General features: G+C 42.2%; 24 protein-coding genes. 10 read left to right on the forward strand and 14 right to left on the reverse strand.

The genetic code is table 11. The features are described from left to right. The first annotated feature begins 34 nt into the window (after positions 1-34). On the forward strand, positions 35-376 hold the full coding sequence (locus tag DM09_RS10705; protein ID WP_038250975.1) for a hypothetical protein: 342 nt from the start codon (positions 35-37) through the stop codon (positions 374-376). 78 nt (positions 377-454) lie between these two features. Here DM09_RS10705 and DM09_RS10710 read toward each other — a convergent pair whose 3' ends face one another. From DM09_RS10710 to DM09_RS10735, 6 genes are all read right to left on the reverse strand, one after another. After that, complete coding sequence (locus tag DM09_RS10710) at positions 455-733, reverse strand: type II toxin-antitoxin system RelE/ParE family toxin (protein ID WP_038250978.1); 279 nt, start codon at positions 731-733, stop codon at positions 455-457. Next, positions 733-984, reverse strand: coding sequence for a type II toxin-antitoxin system Phd/YefM family antitoxin (locus DM09_RS10715; RefSeq protein WP_038250980.1), 252 nt, complete (start codon positions 982-984; stop codon positions 733-735). The genes DM09_RS10710 and DM09_RS10715 overlap by 1 nt, the downstream gene beginning before the upstream one ends. 56 nt (positions 985-1,040) lie before the next feature. Continuing rightward, positions 1,041-1,301 carry a Txe/YoeB family addiction module toxin gene (locus tag DM09_RS10720; RefSeq protein ID WP_038250981.1) on the reverse strand — a complete coding sequence of 87 codons (261 nt, stop codon included), beginning with the start codon at positions 1,299-1,301 and terminating at the stop codon, positions 1,041-1,043. Continuing rightward, on the reverse strand, positions 1,294-1,548 hold the full coding sequence (locus DM09_RS10725; protein ID WP_038250982.1) for a type II toxin-antitoxin system Phd/YefM family antitoxin: 255 nt from the start codon (positions 1,546-1,548) through the stop codon (positions 1,294-1,296). The genes DM09_RS10720 and DM09_RS10725 overlap by 8 nt, the downstream gene beginning before the upstream one ends. Positions 1,549-1,671: 123 nt before the next feature. Continuing rightward, on the reverse strand, positions 1,672-1,890 hold the full coding sequence (locus DM09_RS10730; protein WP_038250983.1) for an RNA-binding S4 domain-containing protein: 219 nt from the start codon (positions 1,888-1,890) through the stop codon (positions 1,672-1,674). A 40-nt stretch (positions 1,891-1,930) separates the two neighbouring features. Next, positions 1,931-2,227, reverse strand: coding sequence for a DUF3817 domain-containing protein (locus DM09_RS10735; protein WP_038250984.1), 297 nt, complete (start codon positions 2,225-2,227; stop codon positions 1,931-1,933). A 138-nt stretch (positions 2,228-2,365) separates the two neighbouring features. On the opposite strand from DM09_RS10735, the gene DM09_RS10740 reads away from it, so the two are divergent. The 4 genes from DM09_RS10740 (at position 2,366) to DM09_RS10755 (ending at position 5,358) form a co-directional block, all read left to right on the forward strand. Next, complete coding sequence (locus DM09_RS10740; protein WP_038250985.1) at positions 2,366-2,845, forward strand: AraC family transcriptional regulator; 480 nt, start codon at positions 2,366-2,368, stop codon at positions 2,843-2,845. 24 nt (positions 2,846-2,869) lie between these two features. Next, positions 2,870-3,751: a radical SAM protein gene (locus tag DM09_RS10745; RefSeq protein WP_051938407.1), complete on the forward strand. Its 882-nt coding sequence runs from the start codon at positions 2,870-2,872 to the stop codon at positions 3,749-3,751. Between the two features lie 383 nt (positions 3,752-4,134). Then, positions 4,135-4,470, forward strand: coding sequence for an ASCH domain-containing protein (locus tag DM09_RS10750; protein ID WP_038250986.1), 336 nt, complete (start codon positions 4,135-4,137; stop codon positions 4,468-4,470). Between the two features lie 93 nt (positions 4,471-4,563). Next, on the forward strand, positions 4,564-5,358 hold the full coding sequence (locus tag DM09_RS10755) for a zeta toxin family protein (protein WP_051938408.1): 795 nt from the start codon (positions 4,564-4,566) through the stop codon (positions 5,356-5,358). Here the strand turns inward: DM09_RS10755 and DM09_RS10760 are convergent. The 7 genes from DM09_RS10760 to clpS form a co-directional block, all read right to left on the reverse strand. Further along, positions 5,355-5,657, reverse strand: a complete 303-nt coding sequence (locus DM09_RS10760; protein ID WP_038250987.1) for a peptidylprolyl isomerase — start codon at positions 5,655-5,657, stop codon at positions 5,355-5,357. The two genes, DM09_RS10755 and DM09_RS10760, sit on opposite strands and share 4 nt — an antisense overlap. Before the next feature lie 87 nt (positions 5,658-5,744). Next, positions 5,745-7,595: a sodium-extruding oxaloacetate decarboxylase subunit alpha gene (gene oadA / locus DM09_RS10765; protein ID WP_081881199.1), complete on the reverse strand. Its 1,851-nt coding sequence runs from the start codon at positions 7,593-7,595 to the stop codon at positions 5,745-5,747. A gap of 16 nt (positions 7,596-7,611) precedes the next feature. Then, positions 7,612-9,030: an acetyl-CoA carboxylase biotin carboxylase subunit gene (locus DM09_RS10770; RefSeq protein WP_038250990.1), complete on the reverse strand. Its 1,419-nt coding sequence runs from the start codon at positions 9,028-9,030 to the stop codon at positions 7,612-7,614. Positions 9,031-9,106: 76 nt separating this feature from the next. Further along, positions 9,107-10,063 (reverse strand): aminoglycoside phosphotransferase family protein, encoded by a 957-nt coding sequence (locus tag DM09_RS10775; protein WP_038250991.1) that lies wholly within the window; start codon positions 10,061-10,063, stop codon positions 9,107-9,109. Then, on the reverse strand, positions 10,060-10,785 hold the full coding sequence (locus DM09_RS10780; protein ID WP_038250992.1) for an SPOR domain-containing protein: 726 nt from the start codon (positions 10,783-10,785) through the stop codon (positions 10,060-10,062). The genes DM09_RS10775 and DM09_RS10780 overlap by 4 nt, the downstream gene beginning before the upstream one ends. Beyond that, positions 10,785-12,500: an arginine--tRNA ligase gene (argS, locus tag DM09_RS10785; protein WP_038250993.1), complete on the reverse strand. Its 1,716-nt coding sequence runs from the start codon at positions 12,498-12,500 to the stop codon at positions 10,785-10,787. The genes DM09_RS10780 and argS overlap by 1 nt, the downstream gene beginning before the upstream one ends. Before the next feature lie 32 nt (positions 12,501-12,532). Continuing rightward, entirely contained in the window at positions 12,533-12,862 is a 330-nt protein-coding gene (clpS, locus tag DM09_RS10790; RefSeq protein WP_038250994.1) for an ATP-dependent Clp protease adapter ClpS, read from the reverse strand. A 266-nt stretch (positions 12,863-13,128) separates the two neighbouring features. Between clpS and alaC the strand changes: the two genes are divergently transcribed. Then, positions 13,129-14,313, forward strand: a complete 1,185-nt coding sequence (gene alaC, locus DM09_RS10795) for an alanine transaminase (protein ID WP_038250995.1) — start codon at positions 13,129-13,131, stop codon at positions 14,311-14,313. A 1-nt stretch (position 14,314) separates the two neighbouring features. After that, positions 14,315-15,640, forward strand: coding sequence for a homoserine dehydrogenase (locus DM09_RS10800; RefSeq protein ID WP_038250996.1), 1,326 nt, complete (start codon positions 14,315-14,317; stop codon positions 15,638-15,640). Between the two features lie 19 nt (positions 15,641-15,659). On the opposite strand, the gene DM09_RS10805 is transcribed toward DM09_RS10800, so the two are convergent. Next, entirely contained in the window at positions 15,660-16,787 is a 1,128-nt protein-coding gene (locus DM09_RS10805; protein ID WP_038250998.1) for a PilZ domain-containing protein, read from the reverse strand. Between the two features lie 281 nt (positions 16,788-17,068). Between DM09_RS10805 and flgB the strand changes: the two genes are divergently transcribed. The 3 genes from flgB to fliE are packed head-to-tail and all read left to right on the forward strand — an operon-like array spanning position 17,069 to position 18,244. Beyond that, a complete protein-coding gene (flgB, locus tag DM09_RS10810; RefSeq protein WP_038250999.1) occupies positions 17,069-17,476 on the forward strand; it encodes a flagellar basal body rod protein FlgB in 408 nt (135 codons plus the stop codon). Then, a complete protein-coding gene (gene flgC, locus DM09_RS10815; RefSeq protein WP_038251000.1) occupies positions 17,476-17,928 on the forward strand; it encodes a flagellar basal body rod protein FlgC in 453 nt (150 codons plus the stop codon). The genes flgB and flgC overlap by 1 nt, the downstream gene beginning before the upstream one ends. Positions 17,929-17,944: 16 nt before the next feature. Further along, positions 17,945-18,244 (forward strand): flagellar hook-basal body complex protein FliE, encoded by a 300-nt coding sequence (gene fliE, locus DM09_RS10820; protein ID WP_038251001.1) that lies wholly within the window; start codon positions 17,945-17,947, stop codon positions 18,242-18,244. Positions 18,245-18,310 lie beyond the last annotated feature (66 nt).

An 18,310-nucleotide genomic window follows, 5' to 3' on the forward strand; every position in this document is an offset into this window, starting at 1 on the left:
CCACGTATCAACAATGTTAGTTCTGTGAATAAATATGATAATTGAACCAGAAACTCGCCGTAACGTCCTGCTGGCATTGTCAGGTCTGGTTGTTGCAAACGTGCGCAACTTGATCCAATATGGAGAGTTTGCGTTTAGCTCTATTTGGTATTTCCTCGGTACGTGGTTCATTCATTATATTGCGGTTGCGCTAATTGGAGCTGGTGCATATGCAATCTATTCAAGTGGTCATAGTAAGTATGTAAATAGCTCGGATCGTAAAGATGCTGTTTCGAGCGGAGAGTTCTTATATATCGTCTCCATTATCGCAATAATATCGGCGTTGGCTATTTTGTTCTTTTATTATTATGTCCCAAGGGGCTTGGAAGAATGGTAATCAGGCCTAACAATCGGAACTTCGGGGTAAGGTCTAACATTTACTATTATCTTGAGATAACTGGTCAGAGTCCTTTAATTAACGATAAACCTCTTGGTGTGTGCCAACATTAATCGGGATAATGGTTTCATCTTCAATGATGAGTTCAATAGTAAGGCGGTAGCTCACATTGATGGATACTGAATGTAAATCTTTAAGCCTGCCCGTGAGTTTATGCAAGCGTAGGGCTGGATGATAAGGGTTAAGTTCTAACAGTTGCAGGGTTTTGAGGTATTGTTGTTTGAGTTCGGGATGCTTCTTGGCAAACTTTTTGGCACGTTTTATATAACTGTCGGTAAAAACTAGCTGAAATGGCATTAGTCAAATATGTGCTGTACATGCGCTTCTGCACTTTCTTGAGTTGCCTTGTTGTCCGTTATATCTTGCCTGCTTTCAAGCAGCGCAGCTTCAAGCTCTACTTCTCTAAGTTGATGATAATACTCAATATCTAGCACCACATATTTTTCTTTGCCGCGCACTGTAATCATCAATTCGGGCGAATCTTTCAAACCTTCTTCAAGCGAAGATATACCGCGTGTTTTTAATTCATTGGCTGTAAGTGAATGCATAATAGTACTCCTAATCATACTGTTTATAGTGCGATTAAGAGTGTGTGTCAAATGGATTAGTAATGCTTACGGCAGGAAAGGATGGTGATGTAAATATCATCAACGGCATAAACCAAGCGATTACTTTCATCAATTCGCCGTGACCAAAAGCCTGATAAGCTGCCTTTAAGGGGTTCGGGTTTTCCAATGCCTGAAAAATTATCTCTTTGGACGGCTTGGATGAGCTTGTTGATACGTTTTAAGGTTTTGCGGTTTTGGCTTTGCCACCACACATAATCTTCCCATGCGGCATCAGTCCAAGCGATTTGTTTACTCATCTAGCAGATTTTTAACTTTGGCTTGCCCTGCGCGATATTGGGCGATGCTTTCCATGAGATGTTTGGCATTGGCGGGGGTGTCCAAGAGGTGGAGGGTTTCCATCATACTGTTGAAGTAATCCAAGCCCATGACCACAGCATCCGAGCTATCACGGCGGTTAATCACGGTGTAGTCGGCATCGTCGGTGACTTTATCAAGGATGCGTTTTAGATTGTTTCTGGCTTCTGTGAAATTTACAACTTGCATATTATCACCTCATACATGTACAGCTTATAAGGCAAGTTTAACCTTGTTGCATGATATGTGCAAGTTTCTGCACATGTGTATTATTTTAAGTGTGTGGGTTAGGAAATTGAGGGTAGTGACTGATTAATCAGACGCAAGCTGAATATGAAGTTTTTCACCTGCAAACTCTATAATATCACCAGATATAATCTTTTTTCTTTTCTGGGTTTCAACTACACCGTTGAGCAAAACCTCACCTTCAGCAATCACATGTTTTGCAACACCGCCACTGGATGCTAACCCTTCAAACTTTAAGATTTTATAAAGTTCGGTGGGTTCTTTTGTAATGGTTACTTCTCTCATGGCTGTATCCTCAGTTTGTTTTGCTGTTTGTTGAAGTGACTTAGGCTGATTTATTAGGAACCAAACCCTGCGCTCTGATTTTCTTTTCAAGGTAAAAGCAGCCGAATGGAATCACGGATGTGATAAATGCGATGCTTAACATGGATGACGGCCATTTTTGTTGGCGATTGGTGGCATCCAGCATAGGTAAGTAGGCGAGCCATAACATGCCATGAATCGGACCAACAAATTTGACGAGGTCGATGCCATACTGATACTTGGCAGGCATAGCGATAAATAACAAAGCAATCAGCGATAAACCTTCAATCATACTTAAAATTCGGAATGTTTTGAGCATAGGGTTGATCAACCGCCTTTATCATTATCAATCACAAATGAATCATACGACACTTTAGCCATGCGAAGGTTATTGTAAAATTAAATACAATGGACTTCATGTGTTCATTGCTTTGAAAATACAATAGTATTACTGCATATGAAGATTAATATTGTAAATATCAACGCGATCAAAGTAGCGGCATTAGAACATTTGGATCATCCTGAGACATTAGCAGAATCGGTTGAGACTTTTAGAGCTTGGCGTAAAGAAAGTGGCTGCTCACCTGTCGCCAAGAAACGAACTTTTGGCATTGTCTACAGTAATCCAGAGGCTAGACCTGTGCAAAAGTTTCGCTTTGATGTTTGTGGTGAAGTGGATATAGCTATTGCTGAGAATACTTATGGCGTGGTTAATAAAGCTATTCCTGGTGGTCGTTATGCAAAGCTGCGTCACAAGGGTTCACACGATAAGTTGAGGCAGAAGGTCAATGCGCTTTATCGGACTTGGTTGCCCAATAGCAATGAAATGAAACGTGATTCAGCACTCTTTTTTGAATATATCAATGTCATGCCCGAAGTGTCAGAGGCTGAATTGATGACTGATATTTATTTCCCTTTAAAACCATTGAGGTCATAGCTTTTAAACGATACTGAGATTGATATGCTACTAAATTATCACATGCCTTTATACCGACCGCCCAGTGAGGGGAATAACCTGATTATTCAGGTGACGTTAGGCTGTAGTTTTAACCAGTGCAGCTTTTGTGCTATGTATCGAAGTAAGGTGTATAGCCAGCGCCCATTTGTGGATGTGGTTCACGACATCCAACAGGCTGCCAAGAGCTTGCCTGATGCAAGGAGGGTGTTTTTAGCAGATGGCGATGCTTTTTGTCTGCCTACCCATGATTTGATTGCCATACTTGATGCCCTTAAAGCTGCATTGCCAAAGTTATCTCGGGTGTCCTGTTATGCCACGCCGAGCAATATTTTGAACAAAAGTGTCGATGAATTGCGATTGTTAAAAGAAAAAGGGCTAAATCTTCTCTATCTTGGTATTGAATCGGGCTCCAACTTGATTTTGAAGAAAATTACCAAAGGTGCGAGTCAGCAAAGCATTGCCAAGGCGATGCTTAAGGCAGATGAAGCGAGTTTAAAGGTGTCTGGCACGGTGATTTTGGGTTTGGGTGGCAAACATCATGGGCAGGAACACATTGATGGCACAATAGAGCTATTGAATCGTGCACCCATTACATATTTATCTACGCTACAGCTACACTTAGAACCTGATATGATTGAAGAGTTTCAAAGTAAATATGGCGAGCCTTTTGAAATTCCTAATGACAGGGCTATTCTTGAAGAACAGCTGCGTTTGATTCGCGGTTTAAATCCGCCAAAACCTGTGATTTTCCGTTCCAATCATGCTTCGAATGCACTTGCTTTGGCTGGGAACTTACCTAGGGATCAAGCGAAGTTATTGGTGCAGCTACAAAGTGCGCTTGATGGCGAACAAGTTTTACGACCGTGGTATATGAGGGGTATGTAAGATGTTGAAATTTGAAGAACTGTATTATCGAGCAAAAAAATAGCCCTCGGGTGGAGGGCTTAGGTTATTAAAAAATTGAGCTATGTATGTTTATGAAACGCTAAGAGGCGAGTTCTTGTTTAAGTGCTTGTCTCATGCGTTTGTTCATTGCTCTTTTGAGCCTTCTTTTCTCGTGGGTGTGGAAACTGTGTGTTTGTTTGAATTCGGGTGTAACCAAGGTTCTTTCTTTTGCTGTTGTACGTTGATGTCTTCCTAGCATGAATGTTCTCCTTGTTTTAAAGTATGCTCCACGAGCGATTTAGTTTATAACATAAATAGAAATAATTTGCAATCATTATTTTATTTTTATCATGTATAACAAAGGCTTAGAAGTGGAGTAAAAAATGAGTAATTATCCAGAAAAAACATGTTCAATCGAAAGATTAGTGCGTCACCCCAAGTTGGTTGAAGCAGCACTTGCTGGTAAAAAGACAGAACAACGGCGTGATGGGGTGTATGCATACCCTGGTGAAACGTTTGAGCTTGATGGCGTGAGCTTTATCGTGACTGACTTAAAACGTGAAACCTTGGGTGATATGGATGATGAAAGCGCACAAGCTGAAGGTTATCCATCGATTGATATGTATAAGAACCTGATTTTAAACATGCATAAAGGTATGGACTGGCAAGATGATGCCCTTGTTTGGGTACACTGCTTTAAGCGTGTTGATGCAGTCTAAATTGTTACTTTATAATCGTCATTCCCTAGAAGTAGGGAATCCACACTTGAACCATGGACACCCAGTCAAGCTGGGCATGACGAGTGGTTTGTTATGAATAAAGAACTTGCAGCTTGGATAGCTGAACACAAGCAGGTGAATTATACGCTTGTGGTGGGTATTAGTGGTGGGCAAGGCGCGGGGAAATCCACGCTAGCCAAAGCTTTGCAGGATGTATTGGCGGATAGATTTAGCGTTGTTACTTTATCATTGGATGATTTGTATTTATCGCAGAATCAACGGCAAAAACTTGCGGCATCTATACACCCATTGTTTGCCACCCGTGGCGTGCCAAGCACCCATGATGTGCAATTGGGTATTCAGGTTTTGAAACAACTTAAAAGCGGGCAGGGGAAAGTGTTGCTGCCACGCTTTGATAAACAAACCGATAATCCCAAGCCGCAAGCATTATGGGAAAGTTGTGAAATACCTGTGGATATTGTGTTGTTTGAAGGTTGGTGTTTGGGGCTTGAGCCGCAAACGGAAGCAGAACTTTTAACACCTATCAATAGTTTGGAAGCCACGGAAGATAAGGGTGGTGTGTGGCGCAATCAGGTGAACAAAACACTTGGGGCTGAGTATCAAAGACTGTTTCAACACATAGATGTCATGATGTATCTTCAAGCGCCAAGTTTTGAATCGATTTTTGCATGGCGAAAGCAGCAAGAGCAAGAAACTTTTGCGCAGCAGACGAACTCTTCTGGTATGGATGATAAGGCTTTAAGGCGTTTTATGGCACACTACGAGCGTTTAACACGACATGGTTTAACAACCATGCCTGACACTGCCGATGTGCTGCTCACTTTGGATGCATCACATCATTGCGTGGATATAAATTATAACGATTAGTTGCTGCGTTTAGTGATTTCTATCAAATGATAACCAAATTTGGTTTGCACTGGACCATGCACTTGGTTGAGTTCTGCGGTAAATACCACATCATTAAATTCTTTGACCATAGCGCGTTCGCGAAATGTACCCAAGTCACCACCTTTGGCAGATGATGGGCAAGTCGAATGTTTGGCGGCAACTTCTGCAAAGTCGGCACCTGCTTCAATTTCTTCTTTTAGCTTTTGGCATTCTGCTTCATCGGCAACCAAGATATGACGGGCTGTGGCTGTTTTTCTTTTTTTATTAAATCCAAACATATAGTTATCCTTTGTTGATATGTAACAAAAAAAGCCTTGTATGAAATGCATCAAACAAGGCTTTGGTTGTCGTATTAAGCGTATGGTTTAACCAATCTCAATCAAACATTCATCAGGGTTAACTGTATCACCCTCGGCAACATAAATGGCTTTGACTGTACCAGCTACAGGGGCGTGTACAGGATTTTCCATTTTCATGGCTTCAACAGTGACCACTGTATCACCTGCTTCAACCGCATCACCTTCTTTCACGTTTACAGCAACAATACGACCCGGCATAGGCGTGGTGACATCGCTGTCATTGCGTGCTTTAGGGCGTTTAGAACCTTTAGAGACTTTGCCCGCATCAATGCTGCGTCCATCAAGTGTAGGCACCATTTCTGTTAAAGTTTCTAAATAAACTTCTTCTAATACATTATCCACTTTCACGTAATAAGGTTTCAAATCATCTTCAACATGACCCGTACCTTCGATTTTAATGTGGTATTCTTCACCATGAATGGTGATGTTAAACTCAGTAGGCGCAAGGGCAGGTGGTATTGCCGTTGTTGTAGACTCAACGGCATCTAACTCCAATGGTTCAGGTTTAAAGTTGCCAGATTCACGCTCAGCAAAGAATTCCAAAGCAATGCTTGGGAACATGGCATAAGATAATACATCTTCCACAGATTTTGCACGATCACCCACTTCACGGGTTAAAGCATCTAGTTCATCAGGAATCAAATCAGCTGGACGTACGCTGATGGTTTCTTCATCACCCAAAGCTTTCTTTTGTACTTTTGCATTGATTTCACCCAGTGCTTTTCCGTACATACCTTTGAGGTAGTTTTTGGTTTCTTCGGTAATCACGCTGTATTTCTTGCCTGAAACCACATTAAGCACGGCTTGTGTGCCTACAATTTGACTGGTTGGTGTGACCAAAGATGGATAACCAAAGTCTTTGCGAACATTGGTGATTTCGTCCAAAACTTCATCCATTTTGTCCAATGCACCTTGTTCCTTCAGCTGGTTGGCAAGGTTTGAAATCATGCCGCCTGGGATTTGGTTGACAAAAACACGGGTATCCACGCGAGTCACATCGGATTCAAAACGCGCATATTTTTTGCGTACATCGCGGAAATAAGCAGCGACATCTTGCAATGCTTCCAAGTTTAAACCTGTGTCGTATTCGGTTTCTGCAAAGGCTGCAACCATAGATTCGGTTGCGGGGTGCGATGTACCACCCGATAATGGTGAAATAGCGGTGTCGATGATATCACAACCGGCATGTACAGCTTCCCATTGCACCATTTCAGCTACACCTGAAGTGGAGTGTGAGTGTAAATGAAGGGGGATGTTAATCGCATCTTTTAACGCCAAAATAAGCTCTTTGGTGGCTACGGGAGTTAATAAACCTGCCATGTCTTTAATGGCAAGCGTATCACAACCCATATCTTCAAAACCTTTGGCTAGGTCTACAAAGTAGTCCAAGGTATGCACAGGGCTGGTGGTGTAACAAATCGTACCTTCGGCATGTTTACCGTTTTCTTTCACTTGGGCAATGGCAGTGCGTACATTGCGTAAATCATTCATCGCATCAAAGGTGCGGAATACATCCACGCCATTGGCTGCTGCCATGTCTACAAATTTACGCACCACATCATCAGCATAATGGCGGTAACCGAGCAAGTTTTGTCCGCGAAGTAACATTTGGATTTTGGTGTTAGGCATGGCTTTGTTGAGCTCGCGCAAACGCATCCATGGACCTTCTTTTAAATAACGAAGGCAAGTATCAAAGGTAGCACCACCCCAAGCTTCAACAGACCAATAACCAATTTGGTCAATTTTTTCGCAGATGGGTAACATATCATCCAAACGCATGCGGGTTGCCAATAATGATTGGTGACCATCGCGCAGGGCAAGTTCAGTAATCGCTAGTTTTTTCTTTGCTTGTGTCATCTATTCAATCCTTTTCCTACAATCCTGCGTGTGCGGCAATGGCAACTGCCACAGCTGCGGCAATATCTTCACGCGATTCAAATGGTTTATAATCAAGTAAGTCTGCATGTTGCTCCATAAAACCAGTATCAAACTGACCTTTGAGGAATACATCAGAAAGTGCAATATTACGATAAAATGCCAAAGTCGTTTTAACGCCGCGAATATCATATTCTTTAAGTGCACGTTGTGAACGTTTAACGGCATGTTGCCAATCCGGTGCCCAAATGGTGAGTTTGGCACACATGGAATCGTAATGTGGAGGAATGGTGTATCCAGGGTAGACGCAGCCATCGACGCGAATACCAGGGCCTCCTGGTGAATGGTAACGTGTAATGCGCCCAGGGTTAGGGAAGAATCCATTTTGCGGATCTTCTGCATTCACACGAAATTCAATCGCACTGCCTTTAAAACTTAAATCTTCTTGTTTGAAGGGAAGTGGCTCTCCTGCAGCAATGGCAATTTGTTGTGCTACAATATCTACGCCTGTAATGGCTTCGGTGATGGTATGCTCAACTTGCAAACGGGTATTCATTTCCATGAAGAAAAAGTCATGATTTTTATCAACCAAAAACTCTACAGTGCCTGCATTCACATAACCCACAGCCAGTGCTGCCTGCACGGCGACTTCACCCATTTTTGTACGAAGTTCATCTGTAATATAATTGGAAGGAGCAATTTCAATGAGTTTTTGATTGCGGCGTTGAATAGAGCAGTCGCGCTCAAACAAATGTACACAGTTACCGTGCGAGTCTGCCAATATTTGAAACTCAATATGGCGTGGCTCTACAATACATTTTTCCATGAATAACTCGCCATTACCAAAAGCAGTCATGGCTTCATTGGTGGTGAGTTCATAGTTTTCAACAACTTCTGCATCACTGTCACAACGGCGAATACCGCGCCCACCACCGCCTGCAGCAGCTTTAAGCATAACGGGGTAACCCATGGCTTGTGCAGTTTCTACAGCTTCTTCTACACTAACCAATGAGGCTTCCGTACCTGGAATACAAGGCACACCAGCAGCCAGCATAGCAGTACGCGCATTGGTCTTGCTGCCCATATTTTCAATGGCTTCGGGAGAGGGGCCAATATAGGTAATGCCAGCATCAATCACAGCTTGGGCAAAATCAGGATTTTCAGAAAGGAAACCATAACCGGGGTGAATAGCATCCACTTTGGCTTTGATGGCAATGTCCACGATACGGTGAATATTTAAGTAACTTTTGACGGGGTCTGGACCAATTAAAATGGCTTTGTCGGCTTTTTTTACGTGTAGGGCATGGCTGTCTGGTTCGGAAAACACAGCAACAGACTCAATGCCTAGCTCATTGCAGGCACGAATAATACGGATGGCACATTCGCCACGGTTAGCAATTAGGATGCGTTTAAACAACTGGCTTACTCCTTTTCATTCAAGCGAGGCATGCTAGAGAAAACTTGCCCTCTGGGCAATTGTTAAATGATGCTTTTTAAGCGTTTAGCAGCGGTATTTGTAGTGATAATGCCTGCAATTCTTGCATGCAGTGTTGATGTGTTAAAGGGATTTCGTCTAGAAACTGTGTTTTGCCATCACGATGTGCCAATCTGGCAAAAATACCCAAAACTTTAATGTGGCGTTGCAAGGAAGTCAGGCGAACAGCGCGATGCCAGACCTCAAAGTCTTGAAATTTTTCTTTATATTTGGTGTTTAAGTTCGTAAAAAAGTGTTTGCTCCAATGGCGGCGTTCTGTTTCAGGGTAATCTTGGTAACAATCGTATAATAAAGATGCCAAATCATAGGTAACAGGGCCAACCACGGCATCTTGGAAATCAATAATACCCAAGGGTAGCCCATTTTTGGGAACCATGAGATTACGACTATGGTAATCCAAGTGTACGGCAGCCTGGGGTAAACCATGAATTTTTTTGAGAAGGGGTTGCAATACTTGGTGAAAAGCTTGGCGCTGTGCTGGGTTGGGTGTTAAACCGTGGATGTGGGGCAGGTACCAGTCCAAATATAAGTCGCACTCACGTTGCATGCGTGTGGTACCAAAACAAGGAAGTTTGAGTGTGTTTGGCGCTGCTTGTAAGCGGTGGAGTTGTTCCAAGGCATCTGTAAATAAGGGGTCAATGACATGGTTTTTTTCGTGATAAACAGACCAAGTGACATCACCAAAGTCTTCAAGCAATAAAAAGCCTTGATGTTGGTCGCGAATGATGATTTTGGGAACGCGAAGTTGATGTTGGGCTAACCAATCACCAATTTGAACAAAAGGGGTGACATCTTCTTTTTCAGGTGGGGCATCCATGAGTACATAGTTCTCTTCGGCTGTTGAAATACGAAAGTAACGGCGAAAAGATGCATCACCAGCAAGGTTATGTATCTCAAAGTGAGAAAAATGTTTGCCTAACCATTGTTTTGCTTGCTCCAAACGCAAATCACTCATTCTGTGATAAGTATGCCCGTAATTTGGAGTTTACTTTTAATTGCTTCTTTGGCACGTAAAGCATGTTCGCGCTGTTCAAAAGGAAGGGTTAGAACACGGTAACGTATACCAATATTGGCTAGACTCACTTGTTGAATTTCGGCAGGGATGTCATCTTGGCGTAAAAGCTGCACCAAGTTTCCAGCATCTTTTTCATGTTTAAAGGATGCAATTTGAATGCGATAGTGTTGGGTTGGCGTGCGCATTTCTTGTTCAATAATTGCATTTAAACGTTTTTCGGTTAGCGCTAGGTCGGTTTGCTGTTCGTTGATGATGGAGTGTGCTTTGCGTTGCGTTCCGGGTTGCGCATGGTTTGGGGTATCTTTGGGGCTAGCGTTTAAAGGTTCTGGTGTGATGGATTGGTTGGGAAGCTCAGTGTAAAAGGTGAGTTCACCCAGCTGTGATGTTGCTGCTTCAGGTTTTTTAACTTTGGCAGCCTCTTTTTTGAAGGCTTCAATTTTTTGTTGCTGTTTTTCCAGCTTTTTCATCAATGCTTCGTATTGTTTGCCCTTATTGCTTTCTAAACCATGTTTCTCTCCCATGAAAAAACCAACAGCAAAACATGCAATGGCAAACATGACGGCTAACATCACAATCAAACTGGTTTTGGATTGAGAAGGGGCAGATGAACGCTCAGAATTATTGTTTTGAGGTTCGCTATAAGCAAAGTCTTTATCACTCACTACATCGACTCCGGTGCATCAACACCCAACAGCCCAAGTGCATTTTTAATCACTTGTGCAGTGGCTTGTAGCAGTAATAAACGCGCTTGCATCAATTCTTCTTCCACGCCGAGTACACGATTGTGGTGATAGAAGCTGTGAAAAGCGGCTGCAAGCTGCATGATAAATGTAGCAATACGGTAAGGTTCACGACGGCTGGCTGCGGTGTCTAACATTTCAGGGTAGGATAAAAGCATTTGAATCAGTTTTTTGGCTTCATCGCTCACCAATAAAGAACTGTCCACGTCTTTGGCGTCTGCAATGTTTACGCCTTCTTCTTTGGCTTTGCGCAGCACAGCATGAATACGGGCATGGGCATATTGCACATAATACACGGGATTTTCGGCATCTTTGGCTTTGGCAGCTTCCAAATCAAAATCAAATTGGCTTTCAATGCGGCGGGTCATGAAGTTAAAGCGCACGGCATCTTTGCCCACTTCTTCCACCACTTCACTTAAGGTGACAAACGTGCCTGCGCGTTTGCTCATTTTAAAGGGTACACCATCGCGGGTAAGGTTAACCATTTGCACCAGCAATACTTCAGGTTGTTTTTCTAAGCCCGTTAAAGCTTTCATGGCTGCTTGAACGCGGGTGATATAACCACCGTGGTCTGCGCCCCAAATATCAATCATATGTTTGAAGCCGCGCTCAAACTTGTCGGTGTGGTAAGCAATGTCTGCAGCGAAGTAGGTGGCAGTACCATCTTGTTTTTGTAAAGGTCTATCCACATCATCACCAAAATCAGTGGTGCGGAACAAGCGTTGCTCTACTGGGTTATAGTTTTCAACTTCTTTCCCTTTGGGTGGCGGAAGTGTGCCTGTATAAATCAAATCATCGGCTTCAAGTTTTTCAATCAGCTGATTGACCTTGCCTGATTCATGCAATGTTTTCTCTGAAAAATACTGGTCAAATTCAATACCAATTTCTTTAAGGTCTTGGCGAATCATAGCCATATTGGCATCCACGGATAATGCACCAATATTTTTTAGGCGTGTATCTTCATCCATGTTTTCAAAATGGGTGTAATCTTGTTTGCCCAAGATTTCTTTGGCGATATCAATAATATAATCACCAGGATAAGCGGAATCTGGGAATGTAATGTTTAAACCTTGAAGCTCTTGCATGCGTAGCCAAACTGAGTTTGCCAATACACCAATTTGATTACCTGCATCATTGATGTAATATTCTTTATGCACCTTGTAACCACGGGCATTGAGCAAGTTGGCAAGCGAATCACCAACCACCGCGCCACGACCATGACCCACATGCATAGGGCCAGTTGGATTGGCTGAAACAAATTCAAGGTTAACCGCTTCACCATTTTGATTGTCGATGCAACCGTATGTTAAACCTTGGCTAAGAATATCTTTAAGAATATCGGTTTCGCCGCCTGCCTTGAGTTTGATGTTAATAAATCCTGGTCCTGCAATGTCTGCGCCTTCTACAGCATCAGGGAATTGAACCTTGGCTAGAATTGTTTCTGCAACTTGGCGTGGGTTTTGTTTGAGCAAACCAGCCAAAGGCATGGCAATATTTACAGCATAATCCCCATGCTCTTTTTGTTTGGGGCGGGTTAAGACAACAGTTGGGGCTTTGTTGGTATCGATACCAGCCATTAAGCTGTCAACAGCTTGTTGCAAGGCTTGGCAAATTTGCTCTTTTAGAGATGGTTGCAAGGAAAACTCCGTTAATGATAAGGCAGGCTATCTTATTTAGAACTTGTTTTTTCTGCAATACATTGCAGAGGGTGATTGTGTTTGCGGCTATAACTTTCGACTTGCAAAGCTTTGCTCTCGGCTAGGTCTTTGGGGTATACACCACACACACCTCGCCCCTGAACATGCACTTGCATGGTGATGCGTTGGGCTTGTTCATCATCTTTACCAAAAAAGCGCATCAGCACATCTTCAACAAAATCCATGGGGGTGAAGTCGTCATTTAACAGCACAACCTCATACATAGAAGGCGGTTTGATGTCGGTATGATTTTCTAAAGCTTCAATTGTTTGTTCTTGATCAGGTGTTTGAATCGTAGGCATGTCGCAATGCTACAAAGTCAGGGCAATGATGCCAAGTGTGAAATGGCACAAAGATTGCCTATGATAGATTTTATTCATGATGTTGGGTGTGATGACAGTCATCTACTTATCGGAGCTTGAATAGTGAAAGTGTGGCAAAAGTGTTTGAAAGGATGACAAAACACATGTTTTTTGTATGAAAATTTGAGACTTTGAAGTTAATTGTTTGACGTTTAAAAAGCGGCTTATAAAGTCGTGGTTAATTTTTTTGGGAGTTCTATCAACGTATGCGCGAATTTGAGAAAATTAAACGTCTTCCACCTTATGTGTTTGCACAGGTAAACCAATTAAAAATGGAGCTGCGTCGCGCAGATAAAGATATCATCGACTTTGGCATGGGCAATCCAGACCAAGCAACGCCGCAACATATTATTGATAAACTTTGTGAAGCTGCTCAAGATGGACGTAACCATAGATATTCAGTATCTCGAGGCATTGATGGTTTGCGCAAAGCTGTATGCGGCTGGTACAAACGTAAGTTTGATGTGGACTTAGACCCTGAAACTGAAGCTATTGTTACCATTGGTTCCAAAGAAGGTTTAGCCCATCTAGCCGTAGCAATCACATCTCCTGGTGATTTGATTTTATCACCCAACCCAGCTTATCCGATTCACCCCTATGGTTTTATTATTGCAGGTGCAGATATCCGTCATGTACCTATGGGTGCGGATAGAGATTATTTTGCTGATATTGAAAAAGCAGTGAAAGATTCATGGCCACGCCCTAAAATTATTATTGTAAACTTTCCATCCAACCCTACCGCACAGGTGGTAGACTTGGACTTTTATGTAAAACTGGTGGATTTTGCCAAAGAAAATGATCTGATTATTATTTCTGATATTGCTTATGCAGAAATCACCTTTGATGATTATGAGTGTCCATCGATTATGCAGGTACCGGGCGCAAAAGAAGTAGCCGTCGAATTTTATTCATTGTCTAAAACTTACAATATGCCGGGCTGGCGTATTGGGTTTATGGTGGGTAACAGTGAGATTGTTGGCGCATTGGGTAAAATTAAATCGTATTTGGATTACGGGATGTTTCAACCTTTACAAATCGCTGCATGTGCAGCACTTAATGGTCCACAAGATTGTGTAGAAGATATTCGAAGTATGTATCAATCCCGCAGAGATGTGTTGATTAAAGGTTTACATAATATGGGCTGGATGGCGGAAAGCCCGAAAGCAACCATGTTTGTGTGGGCTGAAATACCCGATGAGTTTAAAGCCATGGGTTCGATTGAGTTCTCGAAAAAGATGTTGGTTGAAGCAGGTGTTGCAGTAAGCCCAGGCATTGGTTTTGGTGAGTATGGCGATAGCCATGTTCGTATTGCTTTGATTGAAAATGAACACAGAACACGCCAAGCATTGCGTGGTATTAAAAGTTTCTTAAACGCTGGAAGTGGAGTGTAAGATGAAAGAAGTTCGTGTAGGTATTTTAGGTTTAGGTACGGTTGGTCTTGGTGTTGCTCGAATTTTGATTGAGCAGCAAGCTTTGATGGCGAAGCGTTTGGGCAAGACGCTCAAATTGGTTGCCGCAGCAGATAGAGATTTGAATCGTGATTTTGGTTTGGATTTGTCAGGTGTGACATTGTATGACGATGCCGCGGCTTTGGTTGTTGCAGACGATGTGGATTTGGTGGTGGAATTGATTGGTGGTTATGAGCCAGCGCGTACTTTTGTAGCTTCAGCACTTGAACATGGTAAACATGTGGTGACAGCCAATAAAGCTTTGATTGCCAAACATGGCGAAGAATTGTTTAAACAAGCTGCGGACAAAGGTGTAAGTATTGGCTTTGAAGCGGCTGTTGGTGGTGGTATTCCTTGTCTTAAAGCTTTAAGAGAAGGTGTTGCAGCCAATAATATTCAATCTGTGTATGGTATTTTGAATGGTACGTGCAATTTCATCTTGACCAAAATGGAAAATGAAGGTGCAGATTACGCCGATGTGCTTAAAGAAGCCCAAGAGCTGGGATATGCCGAAGCTGACCCGACTTTTGATGTGGAAGGCATTGATACAGCGCACAAACTTTCCATTCTTGCTGCGATGGCATTTGGTTCACATATTAAGTTTGATGAAGTATTTACGGAAGGTATCAGTAAAATTGGTGCGGCAGATATTGAAGCAGTGCATGAGTTGGGTTATCGCATCAAACTTTTGGGTATTGCCAAACCACACGGTGAAAATGGCGAGGTTACGCAAGTTGAAATGCGTGTTCACCCAACATTGGTGCCTTTAACCACACAAATTGCTCAGGTATCTGATTCCTACAATGCCGTGATGTTGTCTGGCGACTTTGTAGAACATACGGTTTATATCGGACGTGGTGCTGGTGAGCGACCAACAGCATCAGCTGTGGTTGCTGATATCATGGACATTACACGCGTATTGCCCAATGGTGTTGAATTTTTGGCACCACCTATGGGTTATGTTGCATCCGAGCGTCAAGCGCTTGAAACATTGCCTATGGCAGATGTACAAAGTGAGTATTATTTACGTATTATGGTTAAGGATAAACCAGGTGTGATTGCATCGGTGACTTCTATTCTAGCTGACCATCAAATTAGTTTGGAAGCCATGCAACAGAAAGAGCATGATACGGGTGAAGTGGTGCCTGTCATGATATTGACGCATGAAACCACCGAAGGAAACCTTCAAGCAGCCATGAGTCGGATTACTGCACTGGCTGCTGTTGAAGATGAAGTGCTTATTTTGCGTAAAGAGTCGTTTGCGGCTTAAAGATAGCAAGGCATTAAACTTATGCCAATGCCTTTTGTAGCTTGTCGGGTAGCTCTAGCTGATTGATAGTATTGATGATATTGCGTTGCATACGTAATACTTCTTTTTGAATCAACTGCTGGTTGTTTTTGTTGTGTTGCAATTCAATACCTATGCGCGCTTCATCACCGCTGCTGCCTGTCCAACGGACAATGCCTTGCAAAGTCACAGGGTGAGTTCCCAAAGTGAGTTGGCATTCAATGTGGTCACCAATATTATATGGAGCTTGATTGATGCCATGGACATTGATGCCAATGCCACCAATAGATAAATCGTGCAGTCTGGCATGTAGTTGGCGTTTTTTTCCCATGCGAAGGGTGACAGGAATATGTTCTTCAACTTGAATATTGAGGTGTTTTCGGCTTTCAGCATAAATGGGAAATGTTTTACCAATGCTAAGCAAAATATAACCATCTTCAATTTTTTTAATGCTTAAGCGAACCTGAATCTTTTCACCTTCACACACGGCAAAAGTTGCATGTTCACTGGGGTGAATGGCAAATATTCGGGCGATGTCTTCATTCATTTTTATTTTAATACAATCACCTTCTTTGCCAAGAAAGGTGGCAATGGTGCGTACAGTCAGCCCGAGGTGATAATTGCGTATGGCAATGCTTTTACTTTTTTCCCATGCTGCAATACTGCTTTGTATAGTATCCTGATAACTTTTTTGCTCCAGCTTGTTGTGAAGTATGCTGCGATTACCCGTGTCAGCTTGTATTTGCGAAATATCATGGGTTTTTTGTACGGAAATATGCTCGAAAAATTGATCAGCAACCAGCAGTAAGGTGTCTTGGATATGGTTAAAGTCATCGATAATACGTTTGGCAGAAGAAAACTGTATTTCCATGGGTAATGTTTTGGCGCTATCAAAGGCATATTGTAAGCGTTGTTGTTCGCAGGCAGAAATGCTTGATAAAAGATGATGAATATGTATGCCACCTTGCAGCAATTTACTGAGTACCTGTTCAAGAGGGCTACTCACTTGTTCATGGCAAATATGTGCGGTTAAGTCATAAGTTGCTTGGGAATCACCTAATGTTTTTCTTAAAATCGCATGGTTTTTTTCAAACTGTAGCGGTTTATTATGTTTTTTCCCTTGTTTCATGATGATAAAGCCTCATTTTATGCCAGTTTAAGTACAAAAGTACATAGCAATAAACAAGCCATATTTGTTTAATATTTTTTTCTAAAGTTTATAGCTTGGTTGGCGATACTTAGTCTTACATCGTGATAAACCATGAATACTGCTTATGTTGAAGCTCTGTTTTTCTTAGGTCTTTTCACCGTCAATACATATCCATTATCCTTGATGATAAGTGTTATATTCATTTATGGCACTCTATTTGCTTGTGCTCCTTTGAAACTTTAAGATGAAAAGGAGTGCGTATGTCAGGTTTGTTTTCTAATAGCTTTCAACGCCTTGGCGCAGCAGCAGCTTCGCGAGAAACGTATCAAACAGTAATATCTAGTAATATTGCCAATGCTGATACCCCGCATTTTAAGGCGGATAAACGAAATTTCTCAGACTTCTTTAAAAGTAAACTATCGGCATCACAGTCAGGATCTTTAGCTGTAACCCAACGTAATCATATTCAAGATACAGCTAGCTCGGGTTTGTCTTTGAGTGTGTTTAATCGCTCTGAAGATGAGCAACGTATGGATGGAAATACGGTAGATGTTGAACACGAAATGGCGATGTTGGCTGAAAACCAATTGATGTATGAGCTCAATATGAAAATTATACAAGGTAGATTGAGTGGTATTAGCAATGCAATTAAAGAAGGAGGTCGCTAATGGCAAATGATTTATTTACTTCTATGCATATCAGCTCGGCTGGTATGGCTGCGCAACGGGCACGTATGGATGTGGTCTCTGAAAATATTGCAAACTCAGAGTCAACACGCACAGAAGAGGGTGGTCCTTATCGTAGAAATCAAGTGGTGTTTGAAACGGTAGGCGTAAAATCCAATTTTAATAGTGTGTTTCGTGGGCATTTATCGGGTGGTGATAATACACCCCAAAGTGTTCGGGTGACTGAGGTATCCAAAGATATGAGCCCATTTAATGAGGTTTATGATCCTACCCATCCTGATGCAGATGCCAACGGTATGGTCAAAATGCCTAATGTGAATACCATCAAAGAGATGGTGGATATGAATTCAGCAGCACGAAGTTTTGAAGCCAATATTACTACCATGGATGCATCCAAGCGGATGTTTCTTAAAGCTTTAGAGCTGTTGCGTTAAGGTAAGGAGTTTAGTTATGAATATTCAAAGTTATGGTCCATATAATGCTAAACCAAGTTTAGGCAATGAAGCAACTAAGACCGGTGCCAGTGGTAAAGGGCAATTTGCAGAAGTGCTTAAGCAGTATGCCAGTGATATGAATACGGATGTGAAGTCAGCATCAAAACAAGCCGAACATTTAGCGGTTACAGGCGAAGGTAATATGTCTGAGACTTTGATTGCTATGAAACAAGCCAGTTTATCTTTTCAGTTGATGTTGTCGGCACGAAATAAAATGATGGATGCATATCGCGAAGTCATCCGCATGCAAGTGTAGTTGATGCCGCTTAAAAGCTTTTATTCCTGCGTTATTCGTTTTGCTATAAGCGGCACGCATGCCTTG

It is taken from the genome of Ghiorsea bivora, from assembly GCF_000744415.1.
In the GTDB taxonomy this organism is placed as follows: Bacteria; Pseudomonadota; Zetaproteobacteria; order Mariprofundales; family Mariprofundaceae; genus Ghiorsea; species Ghiorsea bivora.

Excerpts from the sequence above, each read along its gene's own strand:
- DM09_RS10755 (WP_051938408.1), top strand. The coding sequence starts at position 4,564 with ATGAATAAAGAACTTGCAGCTTGGATAGCTGAACACAAGCAGGTGAAT.
- DM09_RS10775 (WP_038250991.1), bottom strand. The coding sequence starts at position 10,063 with ATGAGTGATTTGCGTTTGGAGCAAGCAAAACAATGGTTAGGCAAACAT.
- DM09_RS10705 (WP_038250975.1), top strand. The coding sequence starts at position 35 with ATGATAATTGAACCAGAAACTCGCCGTAACGTCCTGCTGGCATTGTCA.
- DM09_RS10710 (WP_038250978.1), bottom strand. The coding sequence starts at position 733 with ATGCCATTTCAGCTAGTTTTTACCGACAGTTATATAAAACGTGCCAAA.
- DM09_RS10745 (WP_051938407.1), top strand. The coding sequence starts at position 2,870 with ATGCTACTAAATTATCACATGCCTTTATACCGACCGCCCAGTGAGGGG.
- DM09_RS10735 (WP_038250984.1), bottom strand. The coding sequence starts at position 2,227 with ATGCTCAAAACATTCCGAATTTTAAGTATGATTGAAGGTTTATCGCTG.
- DM09_RS10715 (WP_038250980.1), bottom strand. The coding sequence starts at position 984 with ATGCATTCACTTACAGCCAATGAATTAAAAACACGCGGTATATCTTCG.
- fliE (WP_038251001.1), top strand. The coding sequence starts at position 17,945 with ATGAATATTCAAAGTTATGGTCCATATAATGCTAAACCAAGTTTAGGC.
- flgC (WP_038251000.1), top strand. The coding sequence starts at position 17,476 with ATGGCAAATGATTTATTTACTTCTATGCATATCAGCTCGGCTGGTATG.
- DM09_RS10740 (WP_038250985.1), top strand. The coding sequence starts at position 2,366 with ATGAAGATTAATATTGTAAATATCAACGCGATCAAAGTAGCGGCATTA.
- DM09_RS10725 (WP_038250982.1), bottom strand. The coding sequence starts at position 1,548 with ATGCAAGTTGTAAATTTCACAGAAGCCAGAAACAATCTAAAACGCATC.
- DM09_RS10800 (WP_038250996.1), top strand. The coding sequence starts at position 14,315 with ATGAAAGAAGTTCGTGTAGGTATTTTAGGTTTAGGTACGGTTGGTCTT.
- flgB (WP_038250999.1), top strand. The coding sequence starts at position 17,069 with ATGTCAGGTTTGTTTTCTAATAGCTTTCAACGCCTTGGCGCAGCAGCA.
- DM09_RS10760 (WP_038250987.1), bottom strand. The coding sequence starts at position 5,657 with ATGTTTGGATTTAATAAAAAAAGAAAAACAGCCACAGCCCGTCATATC.
- alaC (WP_038250995.1), top strand. The coding sequence starts at position 13,129 with ATGCGCGAATTTGAGAAAATTAAACGTCTTCCACCTTATGTGTTTGCA.
- DM09_RS10730 (WP_038250983.1), bottom strand. The coding sequence starts at position 1,890 with ATGAGAGAAGTAACCATTACAAAAGAACCCACCGAACTTTATAAAATC.
- oadA (WP_081881199.1), bottom strand. The coding sequence starts at position 7,595 with ATGACACAAGCAAAGAAAAAACTAGCGATTACTGAACTTGCCCTGCGC.
- clpS (WP_038250994.1), bottom strand. The coding sequence starts at position 12,862 with ATGCCTACGATTCAAACACCTGATCAAGAACAAACAATTGAAGCTTTA.
- DM09_RS10805 (WP_038250998.1), bottom strand. The coding sequence starts at position 16,787 with ATGAAACAAGGGAAAAAACATAATAAACCGCTACAGTTTGAAAAAAAC.
- DM09_RS10750 (WP_038250986.1), top strand. The coding sequence starts at position 4,135 with ATGAGTAATTATCCAGAAAAAACATGTTCAATCGAAAGATTAGTGCGT.
- DM09_RS10720 (WP_038250981.1), bottom strand. The coding sequence starts at position 1,301 with ATGAGTAAACAAATCGCTTGGACTGATGCCGCATGGGAAGATTATGTG.